This window comes from Sandarakinorhabdus sp., assembly GCF_051860625.1.
Lineage (GTDB): Bacteria > Pseudomonadota > Alphaproteobacteria > Sphingomonadales > Sphingomonadaceae > Sandarakinorhabdus.
This window is the reverse complement of sequence record NZ_JBHYDQ010000002.1, coordinates 147,539-164,863: the sequence shown is the minus strand read 5'-3', so window position 1 is coordinate 164,863 and position 17,325 is coordinate 147,539. Positions and strand designations below refer to the sequence as shown.

The 17,325-nt window shown below is 64.2% G+C and carries 14 protein-coding genes; 2 read left to right on the top strand and 12 right to left on the bottom strand.

Annotation, left to right across the window (positions count from 1 at the left end):
• Positions 1-27 precede the first annotated feature (27 nt).
• From recA to dapA, 5 genes are all read right to left on the bottom strand, one after another.
• Positions 28-1,062 carry a recombinase RecA gene (recA, locus tag ACTIEZ_RS03325; protein WP_439545365.1) on the bottom strand — a complete coding sequence of 345 codons (1,035 nt, stop codon included), beginning with the start codon at positions 1,060-1,062 and terminating at the stop codon, positions 28-30.
• Between the two features lie 131 nt (positions 1,063-1,193).
• Positions 1,194-2,741: an ATP-binding protein gene (locus ACTIEZ_RS03320; RefSeq protein WP_439545226.1), complete on the bottom strand. Its 1,548-nt coding sequence runs from the start codon at positions 2,739-2,741 to the stop codon at positions 1,194-1,196.
• Positions 2,742-2,775: 34 nt separating this feature from the next.
• Positions 2,776-3,429: a sulfite oxidase-like oxidoreductase gene (locus ACTIEZ_RS03315; protein ID WP_439545225.1), complete on the bottom strand. Its 654-nt coding sequence runs from the start codon at positions 3,427-3,429 to the stop codon at positions 2,776-2,778.
• Positions 3,429-3,908 (bottom strand): SsrA-binding protein SmpB, encoded by a 480-nt coding sequence (smpB, locus tag ACTIEZ_RS03310; protein ID WP_439545224.1) that lies wholly within the window; start codon positions 3,906-3,908, stop codon positions 3,429-3,431. The genes ACTIEZ_RS03315 and smpB overlap by 1 nt, the downstream gene beginning before the upstream one ends.
• Entirely contained in the window at positions 3,908-4,780 is an 873-nt protein-coding gene (gene dapA, locus ACTIEZ_RS03305) for a 4-hydroxy-tetrahydrodipicolinate synthase (protein ID WP_439545364.1), read from the bottom strand. Before dapA ends, smpB begins: the two co-directional genes overlap by 1 nt.
• Before the next feature lie 76 nt (positions 4,781-4,856).
• Between dapA and ACTIEZ_RS03300 the strand changes: the two genes are divergently transcribed.
• Complete coding sequence (locus ACTIEZ_RS03300) at positions 4,857-6,953, top strand: transglycosylase SLT domain-containing protein (protein ID WP_439545223.1); 2,097 nt, start codon at positions 4,857-4,859, stop codon at positions 6,951-6,953.
• On the opposite strand, the gene ACTIEZ_RS03295 is transcribed toward ACTIEZ_RS03300, so the two are convergent.
• The 3 genes from ACTIEZ_RS03295 to aspS form a co-directional block, all read right to left on the bottom strand.
• The gene (locus tag ACTIEZ_RS03295) at positions 6,950-7,738 is read right to left on the bottom strand and encodes a polyphosphate kinase 2 family protein (RefSeq protein ID WP_439545222.1); all 789 of its coding nucleotides are present in this window, start codon (positions 7,736-7,738) and stop codon (positions 6,950-6,952) included. The two genes, ACTIEZ_RS03300 and ACTIEZ_RS03295, sit on opposite strands and share 4 nt — an antisense overlap.
• Before the next feature lie 16 nt (positions 7,739-7,754).
• Complete coding sequence (locus tag ACTIEZ_RS03290; RefSeq protein WP_439545221.1) at positions 7,755-8,201, bottom strand: hypothetical protein; 447 nt, start codon at positions 8,199-8,201, stop codon at positions 7,755-7,757.
• 312 nt (positions 8,202-8,513) lie between these two features.
• Positions 8,514-10,295, bottom strand: a complete 1,782-nt coding sequence (aspS, locus tag ACTIEZ_RS03285; protein ID WP_439545220.1) for an aspartate--tRNA ligase — start codon at positions 10,293-10,295, stop codon at positions 8,514-8,516.
• A 101-nt stretch (positions 10,296-10,396) separates the two neighbouring features.
• Between aspS and rnd the strand changes: the two genes are divergently transcribed.
• Positions 10,397-11,563, top strand: coding sequence for a ribonuclease D (rnd, locus tag ACTIEZ_RS03280; protein WP_439545219.1), 1,167 nt, complete (start codon positions 10,397-10,399; stop codon positions 11,561-11,563).
• On the opposite strand, the gene ACTIEZ_RS03275 is transcribed toward rnd, so the two are convergent.
• From ACTIEZ_RS03275 to ACTIEZ_RS03260, 4 genes are all read right to left on the bottom strand, one after another.
• Entirely contained in the window at positions 11,560-13,131 is a 1,572-nt protein-coding gene (locus ACTIEZ_RS03275) for a Ppx/GppA phosphatase family protein (protein ID WP_439545218.1), read from the bottom strand. The genes rnd and ACTIEZ_RS03275 overlap by 4 nt on opposite strands.
• Positions 13,088-15,268 carry an RNA degradosome polyphosphate kinase gene (locus tag ACTIEZ_RS03270; RefSeq protein ID WP_439545217.1) on the bottom strand — a complete coding sequence of 727 codons (2,181 nt, stop codon included), beginning with the start codon at positions 15,266-15,268 and terminating at the stop codon, positions 13,088-13,090. Before ACTIEZ_RS03270 ends, ACTIEZ_RS03275 begins: the two co-directional genes overlap by 44 nt.
• A gap of 65 nt (positions 15,269-15,333) precedes the next feature.
• Positions 15,334-15,960 carry an HdaA/DnaA family protein gene (locus ACTIEZ_RS03265; RefSeq protein ID WP_439545216.1) on the bottom strand — a complete coding sequence of 209 codons (627 nt, stop codon included), beginning with the start codon at positions 15,958-15,960 and terminating at the stop codon, positions 15,334-15,336.
• Positions 15,957-17,243: a heavy-metal-associated domain-containing protein gene (locus ACTIEZ_RS03260; RefSeq protein ID WP_439545215.1), complete on the bottom strand. Its 1,287-nt coding sequence runs from the start codon at positions 17,241-17,243 to the stop codon at positions 15,957-15,959. Before ACTIEZ_RS03260 ends, ACTIEZ_RS03265 begins: the two co-directional genes overlap by 4 nt.
• Positions 17,244-17,325 lie beyond the last annotated feature (82 nt).

Below are 17,325 nucleotides of genomic sequence, written 5' to 3'. Positions count from 1 at the left end.
GTCGTGGGAACTGGTAACAGAATGAACTCAGGCGTCGTCGGCGTCATCCTCGGCCGACGGGCCAACTAGCAGTGCATCGGAAATCCCTGCCGCATTGGCGCGGATGATCTTTTCGATCTTCGCCGCCATCTCGGGATTCTCCTTCAGATATTTCTTTGCGTTCTCACGGCCCTGGCCGATGCGGATGCTGTCGTGGCTGAACCACGAACCGGATTTCTCCACCACGCCGGCCTTCACCCCCAGATCAAGAATCTCGCCGAGCTTGGAAATGCCCTCGCCATACATGATGTCGAATTCAACCTGCTTGAACGGCGGCGCCACCTTGTTCTTCACCACCTTCACGCGCGTGGTGTTGCCGACAATATCGTCACGGTCCTTGATCTGGCCGGTGCGGCGGATGTCGAGGCGTACCGAAGCATAGAATTTCAACGCATTGCCGCCAGTGGTGGTTTCCGGATTGCCGTACATGACACCGATCTTCATCCGCAGCTGGTTGATGAAGATCACCAGGCAGCGCGAACGGCTGATCGAACCAGTCAGCTTGCGCAAGCTCTGGCTCATCAGGCGCGCCTGCAGGCCGACATGGCTGTCGCCCATCTCGCCTTCGATTTCGGCGCGTGGCACCAATGCCGCCACCGAATCGACCACCAGAACATCGATCGCATTGGAACGCACCAGCGTGTCGACAATCTCCAGCGCCTGCTCACCGGTGTCCGGCTGCGACACGATCAGTTCGTCAATATTGACACCCAGTTTCTTGGCATAGACCGGATCGAGCGCATGTTCGGCGTCGACGAACGCTGCGGTGCCGCCATTGCGCTGCGCTTCGGCGATGGCATGCAGCGCCAGCGTCGTCTTGCCCGAGCTTTCCGGACCATAGATTTCAACGACACGCCCGCGCGGCAAACCGCCGATGCCCAGCGCAATATCAAGGCCGAGCGAGCCGGTGGACACCGATTCCACTTCCATCGCATCGCGCTGGCCGAGCTTCATCACCGAGCCCTTGCCGAACGCACGATCAATCTGTGCTAGGGCCGCTTCGAGAGCTTTTTGCCGATCCATCGCCGTATCCACTACCTTGAGCGCTGCTGCCACGACCCGGTTCCTTCCATAAGCGGCGGCCAATGGCCGTCAATGGAATTTCATGTACACGACTTGTTCCGTGTGAACAAGAGGGGAACGGTCGCAAAAAATCAATCGGACACCGTCTGCGTCGCCGCAATTGCCGTGATCAGTTCCACCAGCGCGAAGGGCTTGGCCAGAAAGCGAAATCCCAGCGCGTCCGCCGCCCGATGACGCGGCAACTCGGCATAACCCGACATCAGCACGATACCAAGGCCCGGCCGCATCCGTGCTGCCTCGATCGCCAATTCGACACCATCGATACCGGGCATCATCACATCCGATACCAGCACGTCGAAAACCCGGCCCTGCCGCAAAATGGCCAGCGCCGTCATCGCATCTTCGGCGGTTGTCACTGCGCAGCCCTGCCGTTCCAGCCCGCGGGCAAACACCGTGCGTACAGCCGGTTCATCCTCCACCAGCAAGACACGGCGCCCGGCCGGCAAAGATGGTTTGGGCTGTTCAGCCGGCGGCGTTTCGGCGGCACTGTCCCGCGGCATCGCCCGGCCGGGCAGATAAACCGAAAAGGTCGTGCCTCGCCCGCCCGGGCCGGGTTTGGCAAAGATGAAGCCATCCGATTGCTTGACGATGCCATAGACCGTCGACAGGCCCAGCCCGGTGCCCTGCCCTTGCGGCTTGGTGGTGAAAAACGGCTCAAAAATCTTGCCGATGATCATGGGCGGAATGCCCGATCCCGTATCGGTCACATCGATGGCGACATGATCGATGCCGGGAATGATGGCATGGCCCAGCGCCGGAATATCGCGGCCGCGCACATCGGCGATGGTGATCACCAGCCGGCCGTTGCCGTTCATCGCGTCGCGGGCATTGACCGCCAGATTGAGGATCACCTGTTCAAGTTGGCCAGGGTCGGCCTCCACCGCGAGGCGCCCGTCGCCCGGAGAGATCACCAGTTCCACGGCCGGACCGAGCAGTTGCACGATCAACGGCTTCAGCCCGTGCACCAGATCGCGCACGCACAGCAGGTTGCGCCGTTGCGGTTGCTGGCGGGCAAAGGCCAGCAATTGCCCGACCAATTTGGCGCCACGCTCCCCGTTGCGGCGGATTTCCTGCAACGCCTCGCGATTGTCCTCCGGCTGCACGCTTTCCAGCAGTTGATCGGTCAGCGCCAGCACGGCGGTCAGCAAATTATTGAAATCATGCGCCACGCCGCCGGCCAACTGCCCAACCGCCTGCATGCGGGTGGCGGCGGCGACCTGCGCCTCCAGACGCAATTGCTCGCGAATATCACGCAGCGCGATCATCGCGGCCGCCCCCAGCCCGGGCGGGAACGGCAGCAGGCGCATGTCCTGGGCTTCGTCCGGCCGATTGACCAGCGCCACCCGCAAGGTGCGCGCCGGCCCGCCAGCCACCACGTCGGCCACCGCCCGGGCGAGCAGCCGCGAATCGTCCGCCACGGCCATTTCCTGCGGTTTCAGGCCCGGCCGCCAGGCCTCCCCAGCGGTTGCAGCCATCGCCTCGTTGCCGGCAAACATCCGCCCCGACGAATCGAGCAGCGCCAGTGCCATCGGAATATTCATCAGCAACGGCGCAAAGCCGGGGCTGGCCATGCCTTCGGCATAGGGCGCGGGCCAAGCAGTGTCGACGGGCTGGAACATGTCCCAACCGGTTACGGCCACCGGGGTTGGAGATTCAGTTATAGCGCTGCTCCGTCCAGGGATCGCCTTCGTTGTGATAGCCGCGTACTTCCCAGAAGCCGGGCTTGTCCACCGCGACCACCTCAATGCGGGTCAGCCATTTCGCCGATTTCCAGAAATACCAGCGCGGGATGATCGCCCGCACCGGCCCGCCATGATCGCGGGTCAGCGGCGTGCCATCATGGGCATGGGCGATCAGGCAATCATCGCCGGCAAAGCGTTCGAGGGTGATGTTGGTGGTATAGCCATCGGCGCCGTGCAGCACGACGGCATTGGCGTGCGGCAACGGCTGCACCACGCTCAGCAGATGGCTGGTAGCCACGCCGGACCAGCGATTGTCGAACCGCGACCATTGGGTGACGCAATGGATATCGGACACATCCTCGATCTGCGGCTGCGCAGCATAAGTTTCCCAATCCCAGGTGACCGGGTTTGCCACCAGGCCATCGACAGCCAATCGCCATTCCGCCTTCGAAATCGCCGGCTTCAGCCCCAGATCGAGCACCGGCCAGTTGGTGAGCAGCCGCTGACCGGGCGGCAAGCGGGCCGCGCGTTCCGGATCTGGCGCGCCGGTGATCAGCCGGCGGCTTTCCGCCCAGGCCTGCTTGATGGCAACCAATTTTTCGCGAATACCGCCACCCTCGGCCATCACCCGCCCTCCCGCATCAGGCGTGCCTTGTCGCGCTGCCAGTCGCGTTCCTTGCTCGTCTCGCGCTTGTCATGCAGTTTCTTGCCGCGCCCGATGGCCAGTTCGATCTTGGCGCGGCCACGGTCGTTGAAGAACACGTTCAACGGCACCAGCGTCAGCCCCTGGCGCGTTACCGCACTGTGCATCCGGTCGATCTCGCGGCTGTGCAGCAGCAATTTGCGCGGGCGCTTGGGTTCGTGGTTGAAGATGTTGCCATGGCTGAACACCGGGATATTGGCGTTGACCAGCCACACCTGCCCGTCCTTCACCTCGGCAAAGCTTTCGACAATGCTGCCCTGGCCGGTGCGCAAGCTCTTCACTTCGGTGCCGGTCAGCGCGATGCCGGCTTCGAAGACATCCTCGATGAAATAATCAAAGCGCGCCCGCCGGTTTTCGGCGACCGTCTTCACCTTGGTGCCGGCAGGTCTTGGCCGTGCCATCAGATCAGGCCAGCATGGGCCAGCGCCGCATCCACGCCCGCACGCGCTGCGGCCGACGGCGGCGCGATCGGCAGACGCACATCCGGCGTCATCCGGCCCAGGCGCTGCAGGGCATATTTGGTCGGCCCCGGCGAGGCATCGGCAAACAGCGCAGCATGCAGCGGCTGCAGCCGGTCATTGATGGCCAGCGCAGCCGCATAATCGCCCTGCAGCGAAGCTTCCTGCATCTGCGCGCATAGCGCCGGCGCGACATTTGCCGTCACTGAAATGGCACCCACCCCGCCCTGCGCATTGAAACCCAGCGCCATGTCATCATTGCCCGACAACTGGATGAAATCCGCCCCGCACGCCAGCCGCTGCTGGGCCACGCGGGCGATGTTGCCGGTGGCATCCTTCACGCCGATGATGCGCGGCAGTTGGGCCAGTTGGGCCATCGTCTCCACGCTCATGTCGGCCACGCTGCGGCCAGGAATATTGTAGATGATGATCGGCAGCGACGTTGCCTCATGCAGCGCAGTGAAATGCGCAATCAGCCCGGCTTGCGAAGGCTTGTTGTAATAAGGCACCACGATCAGCGCGGCATCGGCGCCAATTTTTTCGGCATGCGCCAGGTGCGACAGCGCGGTGCGGGTATCGTTGCTGCCGCAGCCGGCGATCACCGGCACGCGCTTGGCGGCCACCTCGACACATTTGCTGATCACCGCATAATGCTCGTCATGGCTCAGCGTCGGTGATTCCCCGGTGGTGCCCACTGGCACCAGACCATGGCTGCCTTCGCTGATCTGCCATTCGACATGGGCGGCAAACCCATCAAGATCGACCGCGTCGCCCTTGAACGGTGTCACCAACGCCGGCATCGATCCCCGGAACATTGTCGTCAAAGCCGTTGCGGTCATCGTCTCATTCATTGCCTGTTCCTTGGCGCCTCCCTATCACAGGCGCATGTATATGGCGCGTGATAGTAAGGGCCGACGGGGCCTGTCCAGCATTGCCGGTGTTTCGATGTTGCTGGTGATGATCGGCTGCGGGGCGCCGGCGACCGCGCCAGCGCTGGCGCAGACCGCCGGCAGCAGCCTGGATGGCGCCACCATCGCCCGTTATCGCGCCCTTCTCGCCGACAATGAACGCGGCCGTGCTGGCCAGCTACCGGCCTCACCACTTACCGGTGTAGCGGCGGTGCAGGTGCTGGAAGATGTCGTGCAATGGGACCGGTTGCGCCGCGATAGCTACCAGGGCGATTTCGCCGAATATGCAGCCTTCCTGGTGGATCACGCCGATTGGCCGCAAGCCGCCACCATCCGCCGGCTGGCCGAACGCCGCATCACCGACACCACGCCTGCTGATGCCATCATCCGGCATTTCCGCGTGATTGCACCGTTCACGACCGACGGGAAATGGCGCTATGCCGAGGCGCTGGCCAGTTCTGGGGCCAACAGCGGCCAGATGGCCGCCGCGGTGAATTGGGCGCGCGATGCCTGGGATTCGGCCGGCCTCGATGATGCCGCCGAAGCCCGGCTGCTGGCGCGCTTCGGCGATCAATTGCGGCCGCAGGATCATGTCGGCCGCATGGATCGGCTGTTGTGGGCCGATCGCACCACCCAAGCCGGGCGCATGCTGGCCCGCGTCGATACCGACACACGGCTGTGGGCGCTGGCCCGCATCGCGCTGCGCCGCGGTGCGCCCGATCTGCAGGCGCGGCTTGGCGTGGTGCCGGACCGTCTGCGCCGCGAGGCCGGGCTGCTGCACGATGAAGCCCGCTGGTTGCTGCGCGCCAACCGCGCCAACGAGGCTCACGCACTGCTCGCTGGCGGCGGCGCGACGCGGCTGGTCCCGGGCGCCCGCATCACCACCGGCATCGACACCTGGCTGAAAACCCGGCTGGAAGTCGGCCGTAGCCTGTGGCGCGCCGGCAATCATGCCCAGGCCCGTGCCGTTCTGGCTGGCCATGGCCTTGATGCCGCCATCGTGGCCGATCAGCCGGTCGCCGAACGTGCCGCCTATGTGGATGCCGAATGGCTGGCCGGTTGGCTGGCGTTGCGCAAGTTGAACCAGCCGACCCTGGCGTTGGTGCATTTTCGCAATGCGCGGGCGGTATCGCAATCGCCGATCAGCCAGGCGCGCGGCGATTACTGGTCCGGCCGCGCCGCCGAAGCCGCCGGACAACGGGAGGCTGCCCGGCAGTTTTATGCCGCTGCCGCCAGCCACCCCGATTATTTCTATGGCCAGTTGGCGACCGAACGGCTCGGGCGCCCGCTGCAATTGGTGGCGGCACAACTGCCGCCGCCCGATGCCACCGCAGCCGGCAATTTCCGCGCCGATCCGCGCGTGCGGGCGGTGTTTGCGCTGTCCGATATCGACCGCAACCGCCAGACGATTTTCCTGCGGCAACTCGCCAACACGGCCGACACACCGGCGCAAGCCGCCTTGGTCGCCGGGCTGGCGGGGCCGCTGGGCCGCCCCGATATCGGCGTGCACGCCGCCAAGGCCACGCGCGACCGTGCGGGCCTGTCGTTGCTTTCGGCATCCTTCCCGGTGTTGCCGTTGCCGGCCAATCTGGCACCGAACTTTGCCATCATCCACGCCATCACCCGCCAGGAAAGCCAGTTCGACCGCACCGCGCGCTCCAGCGCCAACGCGCTCGGCATGATGCAGTTGTTGCCGGCGACCGCGGCCGAACAGGCGAACAAGCTTGGCCTGCCCGGCAGCCCGGTAACGCGGCTGACCGAGGATCCGGTGTATAATGTCACGCTGGGCAACGCCTATATCAGCCGCATGCGCGATGCCTTCGGCGGATCGATGCCGCTGGCGGTGGCGTCATACAATGCCGGTCCGGGCAATGCCCGCCGTTTCATCACGTTGCTCGGCCGGCCAGAGGATGGTGATGTGATCGACTGGATCGAAGGCATCCCGTTTTCCGAAACGCGCAACTATGTGCAGCGCGTGCTGGAAAATGCCGTGGTGTATGAAACGCTCCATCCGCAGCAGGCGACAACGCGCGGGCCGAACCGGCTGAGTGAATGGCTGGGGAAATCAACGCCGGGCTAAACCAGCGTCTTGCCCAACGCCGCCTCGGCAATCGTCACCAATTCCGCATCCGGTTCCGGCCAGGTCAGATCGACCCCTTCGCTCAACACATCGCAGATCAACTCCAGACTGCGCACGCGGGCGTGCTTCTTGTCGTTGGCGGCAACCACGTGCCATGGCGCCATCGGCGGAGAGCACAGGCGGAACATGTCGGCATAGGCCTCCAGATAGGCATCCCGCTGCGACCGGTTGTGATAATCATCCTTGCCGGTCTTCCAGCGTTTCCACGGTGTCACGATGCGCTCGGCCAGCCGCTTGTCCTGTTCATCCTGCGTCGTGTGCAGGAAAATCTTCACCAGCCGTGTGCCATCGGCGATCAATTGCGCTTCGAATGCATTGATTTCGTCATAGGCCGCCCGCCACCGCGGCTCGGGCGTGAAGCCATCCACCCGCTCCACCAGCACCCGGCCATACCAGGTGCGGTCGAATACCGCGATTTCACGATTACCAGGCAGCCGCTGCCAGAATCGCCACAGATAATGCCGCGCCGCCTCTTCGCGGCTGGGGGCCGAAATCGGCCAGACCTTGCAATAGCGCGGATCGAGCGTTGCGGTCATGCGCTTGATCAGCCCGCCCTTGCCGGCCGCGTCCCAACCCTCCAGCGCGACAATCGCCTTCAGGCCCTGGCCGATATAGGCCGCCTGGATCAACTCCAGCCGATGCTGCAGCGCTTCAAGCTCCACACCATAGGCCCTGCGGCACAGATCATGATCGACTTCGAAATCGGCGAGGTTGTGGGGAGTCATTCAGGCTGCACTGGCATCAAGCGGCCAACGAACGAGCGGGTAATATGCATTGATTGGTACGATCCGGCTGACCACGGCCAAGCTTGCTCCTTGATCGAACAAAATGGCGGCGCAGCATGGAATCGAGTGACGTCCGAAAACTGTCCTCCATCCACAGCACGTCGCGCCGCCGCAGGTCGAGCCACTGCACTAGAGCGGCCAGAGCGTCCAATTCCTGCGGCCGAACAATGACAACAGTGCCAGCAACTGGAGCACGCAGATAGTGTTGCAGCACCACATCACCAGCCGAGAAGCGCAGAATCGCCACTTCAAAGTAATCGAGATCATCAAAACTGCGAGCAAATTCTGTTTTGCGACGCCGTGCAATGTCGGCAGGCAACAGGCTGAGAAAGGCCGCCTGATGGGTGAGGCCTCGCGGCCATTCTTGAAGTGGCAATTGAAAAGGCTTCTCAGCTTTGATCATTACGCGTTACTCTAACAGATATCGAAGCAAAGTCACGACCCGCACGCTCCCGCGCCATCACACCAGGCGCGCCAAGCAGCCATTTGGCGTGGCCGGGCGGCGAACCACTAGCGGGTTCAACAGGCGTCAGAAACTCGATGCCGCGACGACCGGTCGGCAGTGGACCGACATAAGCTTGGACTTGCGGAAGGTCGCTGCCAAATGGCGCAGCGCCCCACAGTTCACCTGAGCCGGCAATGATACTGGCATCCACGACGGTTTGTGTCGGGCTTTCGAGGCGGTGAAACGGACCAAACACCGCTGGTTCAGGCCTCAATCAACCACCCGGATATGCAATTCCCGCAACTGCCGCAGCGTCGCCGGCGCCGGCGCGTTCATCATCAGATCCTCGGCCTTCTGAGTCATCGGGAACAGGATCACCTCGCGGATGTTCGGCTGGTCCGCGATCAGCATCACCATGCGATCCACGCCCGGCGCCGAGCCGCCGTGCGGCGGCGCGCCGAACTTGAAGGCATTGATCATGCCGGAGAAATTGGCATCAACCTGTTCCTGCGTGTAGCCCGCGATTTCGAACGCCTTGTACATGATATCCGGCCGATGGTTGCGGATCGCGCCCGACGACAATTCCACGCCGTTGCAGACGATATCGTACTGAAACGCCTTGATGGTCAGCGGGTCCTGCGTTTCCAGCGCGTGCAGTTCGCCCTGCGGCATCGAAAACGGGTTGTGGCTGAAATCGATCTTCTTCGCGTCCTCGTCATATTCGTACATCGGGAAATCGACGATCCAGCAGAATTTATAGGCGTTCTGTTCGATCAGGTTCAGCTCCGTGCCGATGCGGGTACGGGCGAGGCCGGCCAGCTTGGCGGCCTGGGCCTCCTTGCCGGCGGCGAAGAAACAGCCATCATCCGGGCCAAGGCCAAGCGCCTCATACAGTGCCAGCATGCCGGCTTCGCCATGGTTCTTGGCGATGGGTCCGCCGAACTCGCCACCCTTGCGAGTGACATAGCCCAGCCCGGCATAGCCTTCGCTGCGCGCCCATTCGTTCATGTCATCGAAGAATTTGCGGCTCTTGTCGGCGGTGCCCGGCGCCGGGATCGCGCGCACGACATTGCCGGCCTCAACCAGCTTGGCGAACAGACCAAAGCCCGAGCCGACAAAATAGCTGCCGACATCGCTGATCACCAGCGGGTTGCGCAGGTCCGGCTTGTCGTTGCCGTATTTCAGCATCGATTCCGCATAGGGGATGCGCGGGAACGCACCCTTGGTCACCGTCCAGGGATCACGCCCGCCAAAGCCGGAAAACTCTTCGAACACGCCGGCCAGCACAGGCTCGATGGCAGCAAAAACATCATCTTGCGTAACGAAGCTCATTTCGAAATCGAGCTGGTAGAATTCGCCCGGGCTGCGGTCGGCGCGGGCATCCTCGTCGCGAAAACAGGGCGCGATCTGGAAATAGCGATCAAAGCCCGCGACCATCAACAGCTGCTTGAACATCTGCGGCGCCTGGGGGAGCGCATAGAATTTGCCGGGGTGCACGCGGCTGGGCACCAGATAATCGCGCGCGCCTTCCGGGCTGCTGGCGGTCAGGATTGGCGTCTGGAACTCGGTGAAGCCTTGCGCGATCATCCGCTGGCGCAGCGAAGCAATCACCTGCGAACGCAGCATGATGTTGGCGTGCAGCCGATCGCGGCGCAGATCGAGGAAACGATATTTCAGGCGGATGTCTTCCGGATATTCGGCCTCACCCGCCACCGGCATCGGCAGTTCATCGGCCGCCGATTGCACGACGATTTCGGCCGCTCGCACCTCGATATCACCGGTCGGCAGCCGGGTGTTCACCGCGCCGCCTTCCCGCGACACGACGTCGCCCACGATGGTCACCACCGATTCCACCCGGATGCGATCGAGCACCGGGAACGCAGCGGATGACGGCCCGGCCACGATCTGGGTGATGCCATGGTGGTCGCGCAAATCGATGAACAGCACCCCGCCATGGTCGCGCTTGCGATGCACCCAGCCCGAAAGCTTCACGGTCTGGCCGGCATCGGCGGCGCGAAGTTGTGCGCAGGTGTGGGTGCGATAGGCGTGCATGAAACGGCTTCCAACGGTGATGTGGCAGGGGCTGTGAGGTTGGCGGGTAGCACACGTCAATCACCGCTTTGTCAAGCGACCAGATTGCGGTATCGGACAACATGCTGATTCATCCGCTGGTGACCGACACCGCGACTTTGGAAACACTTTGCGCCCGCTGGTCCGCCGCTGATTTCATCACGGTGGACACGGAATTCATGCGCGAATCCACCTATTACCCCGATCTTTGCCTCGTGCAGGTCGCCTGCTCCAACGAAGCTGCCGCCATCGATCCGAAAAGCCCGGACCTCGATCTGGCGCCGCTGCTCAAGCTGCTGGTCGATGAACCGGTGCTCAAGGTGTTTCACGCCGGCGGCCAGGATCTGGAGATCATCTACAACCTCACCGGCAAGACTCCGCAGCCATTGTTCGACACGCAGATCGCTGCGATGGCGCTGGGGCTTGGCGAACAGATCGGCTACACCAATCTGGTTGCCGCCTATGCCAATGTGCAGGTGGATAAAGGCGCACGCTTTACCGATTGGGGCCGGCGGCCGCTGAATGATCGCCAGATTGAATATGCCATCGGCGACGTCACCCACCTCGCCCGCCTGTTCCCCAAGATGGTGGACAAATTGCGCCGCACCGGGCGCGGCGAATGGCTGGATGATGAAATGGCGCGGGCATCGGATCCGGCCACTTACGCCAATGATCCGGAAAAGGCCTGGCTGCGCCTGCGCCTGCCCAGCCGGAAGGCCGATGTGCTGGGCCGGCTGAAGGCGCTGGCCCGCTGGCGCGAACTGGAAGCGCAAGACAAGGATGTGCCGCGCGGCCGCATCGTCAAGGATGAGACGCTGGCCGATCTCGCCTCCTCACCACCGCGCAGCCAGCCCGATCTCGCCAAGGTGCGCGGGCTGTCGGCGGCCTGGGCATCGAATGGCATCGGCGCCCGGCTGATGGCGGCCCTCGATGCTGCGGAGCCGTTGTCGGCCGACGAAATGCCGGCGCGCGAACCACAGCGGCCGGGTCTGTCCAGCGAAGGCGCGCTGATCGCCGACCTGCTGAAACTGCTGCTGAAAATCCGCGCCAAGGAAGCCGGCGTCGCTCCGCGTCTGATCGTGCGGGCCGATGATCTGGAATTGCTCGCGGCCGGTCAGCGCAATGGCCTGTGCATGCTGGATGGCTGGCGCCGCGACATCTTCGGCGCCGATGCGCTGGCGCTGGTCGAAGGCAGGCTGGGCTTCACGGTCGCCGATGGAAAACTGAGACTGACGCGGGTCGCCGATTAATCGACGACGAGCTTCGGCTCCAGGCCCAGCGCGGCGCCGAGATACTTCAACCGCCGCGCCACCGCTTCGCCGGCAAGATCACCATGGCCGGCGCCCAGCCGCAAGATCAGCGCATCGCCGTCCCGCTCCAGCCGGCTGGCCGCCAGACCCACCGCCGTGCCGCCGGTCAACCGCTGGCCCAGCCGCAGCGCCAGGCCCCAACTGCGCGCCCGCGCCAGCAACGACGCCGGCGCCAGCAGCAGCAGGGTTGCCATCACCGGCGCATCAGGGCTGCCGCCGAAACAGGCGTGCAAGGCGCAGGCCAGGGCGGCGCGCTCAGTGGCCGTCACCGCCACCCAATTGCCGTGAAGCGCCACATCGACGCCGCGTTCGGCCCGGAAATCCGGATGCGCGCGCCAGGCGATATCGCTGAGCAGGCACGCCGCCAGCCGCAGCCGACGATCACCGGCAGGCTCATCAGCGAACAGCGGGTCCATCCAGTCGAACAGCATGTCGCCATGTTCGGCAAACCGCCCCTGCCGCGTGCCTTCGCTGCGCGCTGCCTCGATCAGCGGATCAAGCGCCCGCACCTCCGGTTCCAGATCAGCATAAAGCAGCCCTTCGCGCAGACCGAAACCCGATGCAATGACGCTGGATGACCCCAGCCGCTTGACCACAGCCGCCAGCAGCATCGCTGCGCCCGGCAGGGATGGCAGCCGGGATGTGGACAGATGCGGCACCGCCTTCAGGGTCGCGGCATCGGTGTGGGACAGGCTGCGGAACAATTGGGCCGGCGCAGTTGCAGGCATTTCATATTGGTGGACAATGGGCAGCGGATGGCCGGTCATCCAGATGTGGATCTGCGCCAGCGCGCGCCACGACCCACCGACCATGTAAAATGGCTTGCCGCGGCCTTCTTCGGCCCAATCGATCTTGTCCAGTGCCTTGGCGATGAACGGCCCCAGTGCGCGCCGGTCGCGCTTGCGCACGGCATCCAGGCGCAGCGCACCGATCGGCAGCGAAATGCGGCGCCCCATTTCGCCGCCCGACACCCGGATCAGCTCCAGGCTGCCACCGCCCAGATCACCGACCACACCATCAGCACCCGGAATGCCCGACGCCAGGCCCATCGCTGCGCCATAGGCTTCGGCTTCGCCATCGATCACCGTGATGGTCAGGCCACATTCGCGCGCCACCCGATCGATGAACGCCGGTCCGTTGGCAGCCTCGCGCACGGCCGCCGTCGCCACGGTGCGGACCTCGGCGATGCCCATGGCCCGCGTCAGCGCGGCAAAACGCCGGAGCCCCGCCACCGCCACCGCCATGGCGCCCTTGCCCATCTGGCCATTGGCCGCCAACCCGCGCCCCAGCCCGGCCATCACTTTCTCGTTGAACATGGTGGTGGGGATGCGGGTGCGCCCCTGATAGACCACCAGGCGGATCGAGTTGCTGCCGATATCGATGATGGCGCAGCGATCATCTGCCACCGCCGCCAATGCCGGTGGCTGCACCAATCCCACGCGGCGGGCGAAGTTCAACACCGGCTCAGGCCATCCCGGCGGCATTGCCGGCAGCCGATAGATCGTCATCCTCATCCGGCAGCATCAACCGCGGCACCGCCGCCGCATTCTTCATCTGGCCACGCCCCGAAAGCGACGGGTTGGTCATGAAATAACGGTGCAGGTTGAAGGCCTCGTCCCGTGCCGCCTTCACCCGCGTATAGCGGCCCTGCGAATCCATGTCCCAACTCTGCTGATTGTCCTTCAGATTGGCCAGCATCACCTGATCCAGCACCTGGGCATGCACCGTGGGGTTCTCGATCGGCACCAATATCTCCACCCGGCGATCGAGATTGCGCGGCATCCAGTCCGCCGAGCTGATGAACACCTTGGCCTCCCCGCTCGGCAATTCATGCCCGCCGCCGAACACCATGATACGACTATGTTCCAGGAACCGCCCGATGACGGATTTTACCCGGATATTCTCCGAAAGCCCCGGCACGCCTGGCTTCAGACAGCAGATGCCGCGGATGATCAGATCAATCTCCACCCCGGCCGCGCTGGCTTCATACAATTTCTCGATCAGGCCGGCATCGACAAGACTGTTCAGCTTCACCCAGATCGCGCCCGGCCGCCCGGCCCGGCAATGCGCGATCTCGTCCTCGATCAGGCCATAGAGCCGATCCCGCATGTAGAGCGGCGCCATGCCGAGCTTTTCCAGCCGCGTCGGCTGCACATAGCCGGTGATATAATTCATCACCTGCGCCGCATCGCGGGCCAGCACCGGATCGGCGGTGAAGAACGACAGATCGGTGTAGATACGCGCCGTGATCGGATGATAATTGCCAGTGCCGAAATGCACATAGGTGCGGATGGCAGCGCCTTCGCGCCGCACCACCATGCTCAACTTGGCGTGCGTTTTCCATTCCACGAAACCATAAACCACCTGAACGCCGGCGCGTTCCAATTCGCTGGCCCAGCGGATATTCTGTTCCTCATCGAACCGCGCCTTCAGCTCGACCACCGCCGTCACCGATTTGCCGGCCTCGGCCGCATCGATCAGCGTGCGCACGATGGGTGAGTTCTTGCCGGCGCGATAGAGCGTCTGCTTGATGGCGATCACATCCGGGTCTGCAGCGGCCTGGCGCAGGAAGGCCAGCACCACCTCAAAACTTTCGTAGGGGTGATGAACCACCAGATCCTTGGCACGGATGGCAGCAAAACAATCGCCGCCATGTTCCCGAATCCGCTCCGGAAAGCGTGGGCTGTGCGGCTCGAACTTCAGGTCGGGCCGGTCTTCGTCCACCAGCAGCGCCAGATCATTGATGCCGAGTACGCCAGCGACCAGGATGGTGCTGCGATCATCGACACCAAGCTGGTTCTTCACCAGCGTGTGCAGGCTGGGCAGCGCCACCTCTTCCATGGCAAGGTGAATCACCTCGCCGCGGCGCCGACGCTTCAGCGCGGTCTGATAGAAGCGCACCAGATCCTCGGCCTCTTCCTCCACCTCGATATCGCTGTCGCGGATCACCCGGAACGCAGCATCGCCGATCAGATCATAGCCAGGGAACAACTGCCCGAAAAACGCCCGGATGGTGTTTTCAAGGCTGATCCAGCGCACCGAGCGACCGGGTTCGCCCGGCAGCCGGATGAAGCGCGGCAGCATGGCCGGCAGCATCAGCAGCGCGCGCAGCAATTCATCATCCGATTGCCGCCGCAGCTCCAGGATCAGCGAAAATCCCTTGTTGGGGATGAACGGAAACGGGTGCGCCGGATCAATGGCCTGCGGGGTGAGCACCGGGAAAATCTGATCAAGGAAATGCGTTTCCAGCCAGGCCAGTTCGGCCTTCGTCAGCTTGGCCGCATTGATGACATGAAAATCGGCGCGGGCCAGTTCCTTGGTCAGCAGGCCCCACACCCGCTGCTGTTCTTCCATCAATTCGTCGGCCTTGTCGGCGATGGCCAGCAACTGCTGGGCCGGTGTCATGCCTTCCGCGCTCAACGTATCGATATTGGCCCGCACCTGGCCGCGCAGACCGGCCACGCGCACCATGAAGAATTCATCGAGATTATTGCCCGAAATCGACAGGAACCGCAGCCGCTCCAGCAGCGGGTGCGAGCGGTTCATCGCTTCGGCCAGCACGCGATCGTTGAACGACAGCCACGACAGCTCCCGGTTGAAATAGCGTTCGGCCGGCGGCAGTTCGGGCAGGATCGTGATCGGCATGGCGTGTATGTAGCCCATCGGCGTGACACGCTTAAGCCCAAAGCCGGGGACGCTCGAAAAAATCCTCAGAACAGGCTGAATTGCCCGTCCACCACTTCGCGGGCGAGCGGGATGGTTACCGCCCGCCGGCGGGACAGCGCTTCGGCATCCAGACGGTCCACCACCGCCTGCGCCGCACCCAGGCTGCGCTCGATGCGCAGCACCAGCCAACGGATCAGATCATCGCCCACCTTGATGCCGCGATCGGCAAACAATTTCGCCAGCACTGCGGCCAACAATTCATCATCCGGCTCCCCCAACCTTATCAACGGCGTCGCTGCCAACCGGCTGGCCAGATCCGGCAAGCCATGGCCCCAATCGCGTGGATTGAGTCGGCTCGTCAGCAGCAAAGGCTGCGCTGGCGTTGCTGCATTCCAGGCGTGGAACAGCATTTCGGCATCTTCGCGATCCGCCGCCTCGATCACGCGGCACGCATGCTGCGCCGCAAACCAGCCGGCCAGATGCGATTTGCCGGATCCCTGCGGCCCGACCAGCAACGATACCGGCACCGGCCACAATGCCGGCGCCGCCAGCCAGGCCGCAACCGCACGATTGGCGTCGGTAACAGCCAGCCGCGCCGGGCTGTGATCGGCGGCCCACACCAGCGGCAGTGGCTGCTGGGGGGGTGGTTCCGGTGTCCGCAACAGGCTCAATCGATTGTGGGCGGCGTTGGCGCAGCCGGCGGAGTCGCCGGCCGCGGCGGTGGTGCCGGTCGGGGAGCGACGGCAGGCGCAGTGATCGGTGCCGGCACCGCAGACCCAGGCGGCAGCCGCCGCAGCGCCAGATCCTCATCCACCCGCTCCAGACCCCAACCGGCCTTGCTCAGCGCCTCGATCAGCGCCGCCTCGCCGCCGGGCATCGCCACTTCGATACGGCTGGTGCCGCCCAACGCGAGCTGCCGCACCACGATATCACCGGAAATACCGCCGAGCAGCCGCTCGGCCGCGGCCAGGCTGGCGGAATCGGGCGTGACCACCGCCACGATCACCAGGTCATCATCCGGCATCGCCAGGCCAATCAATGGCTCAGCATCGATGATTGGTGCGATATCGATGGCCAGATCAGGCTCGGCGCGCAACTGGCCGGCGCGCAGCGCATTCGCATACGCCGTATCGACGCGACGCACGCCATCCTCCAGCAGCGCCGGCAGCCCGGCCTCGTTAGGCGTCCTCAGCGTGATACGCGCCAATTCCACCCCATCCGGGCCATGGCGGGCGATGAACAACGCGCTGATCGGTCCGCCCGGAAAGCTGCGCGTCAACCGCGCTTCGGCGACCAGCACATCCACCGTATCGAACCGCGTGATGATCTGCCGCCAGCCGCTGCGTTCACGGCGATTGGTCTGCCACATCGTCAGCCACAGATTGTCGGCCGCGCCGCCAGTTGGCAGCACATAATCGATGGGGGTAACGTTCCCGCGAAAACGCGCCCAGGCATCGGCCCAGACATTGCGCGTCTGGAACAGATTGCCGGCACCGCCATCGATCAGCGGCGGCAACAGCAGCATCGGCGGCGATTGCAGCAGGCTGATGTCACCGCCCAGCCGCTCCGCCACCCGGCTGCGATCGAACACCACACCCAGTTTCGCGATATAGCGTGTCTCCGAAAATTGCTCGCCCTGGCTTTCGATGCCGGCCACCATCGCATCGATCTGCCCATCGGCCAGCCGCGGCGCCTCGGCCTCGTCGCGCCCCGTCAACCGCGCCCATAACAAAGGCCAGGCCTGGCGCTGCGCCGATGTCCATGCCGCCCGGCGCGCATCGTCCACAGTCTTGGCGGTCACGTCCACCGCGATGCCGCCCACCGCATAGGCGCTGCTGCTGCCACCGCCGGAGCGGTCGATTGCCGGCACCTGCGCCTTTGGCGTTGATTGCTGGGCAACGGCAATGGCCGTCAGCAACCCGGCCGCGGCCAGAAAGGGCAAAACAGGCTTCACAACGGCTGTTTAGGGCCGCCGGGCCGCGCTTGCCAAGCCCGGAGACTGCAACCTTACTGGTGCCGCCGCAAATCTGGCGCTA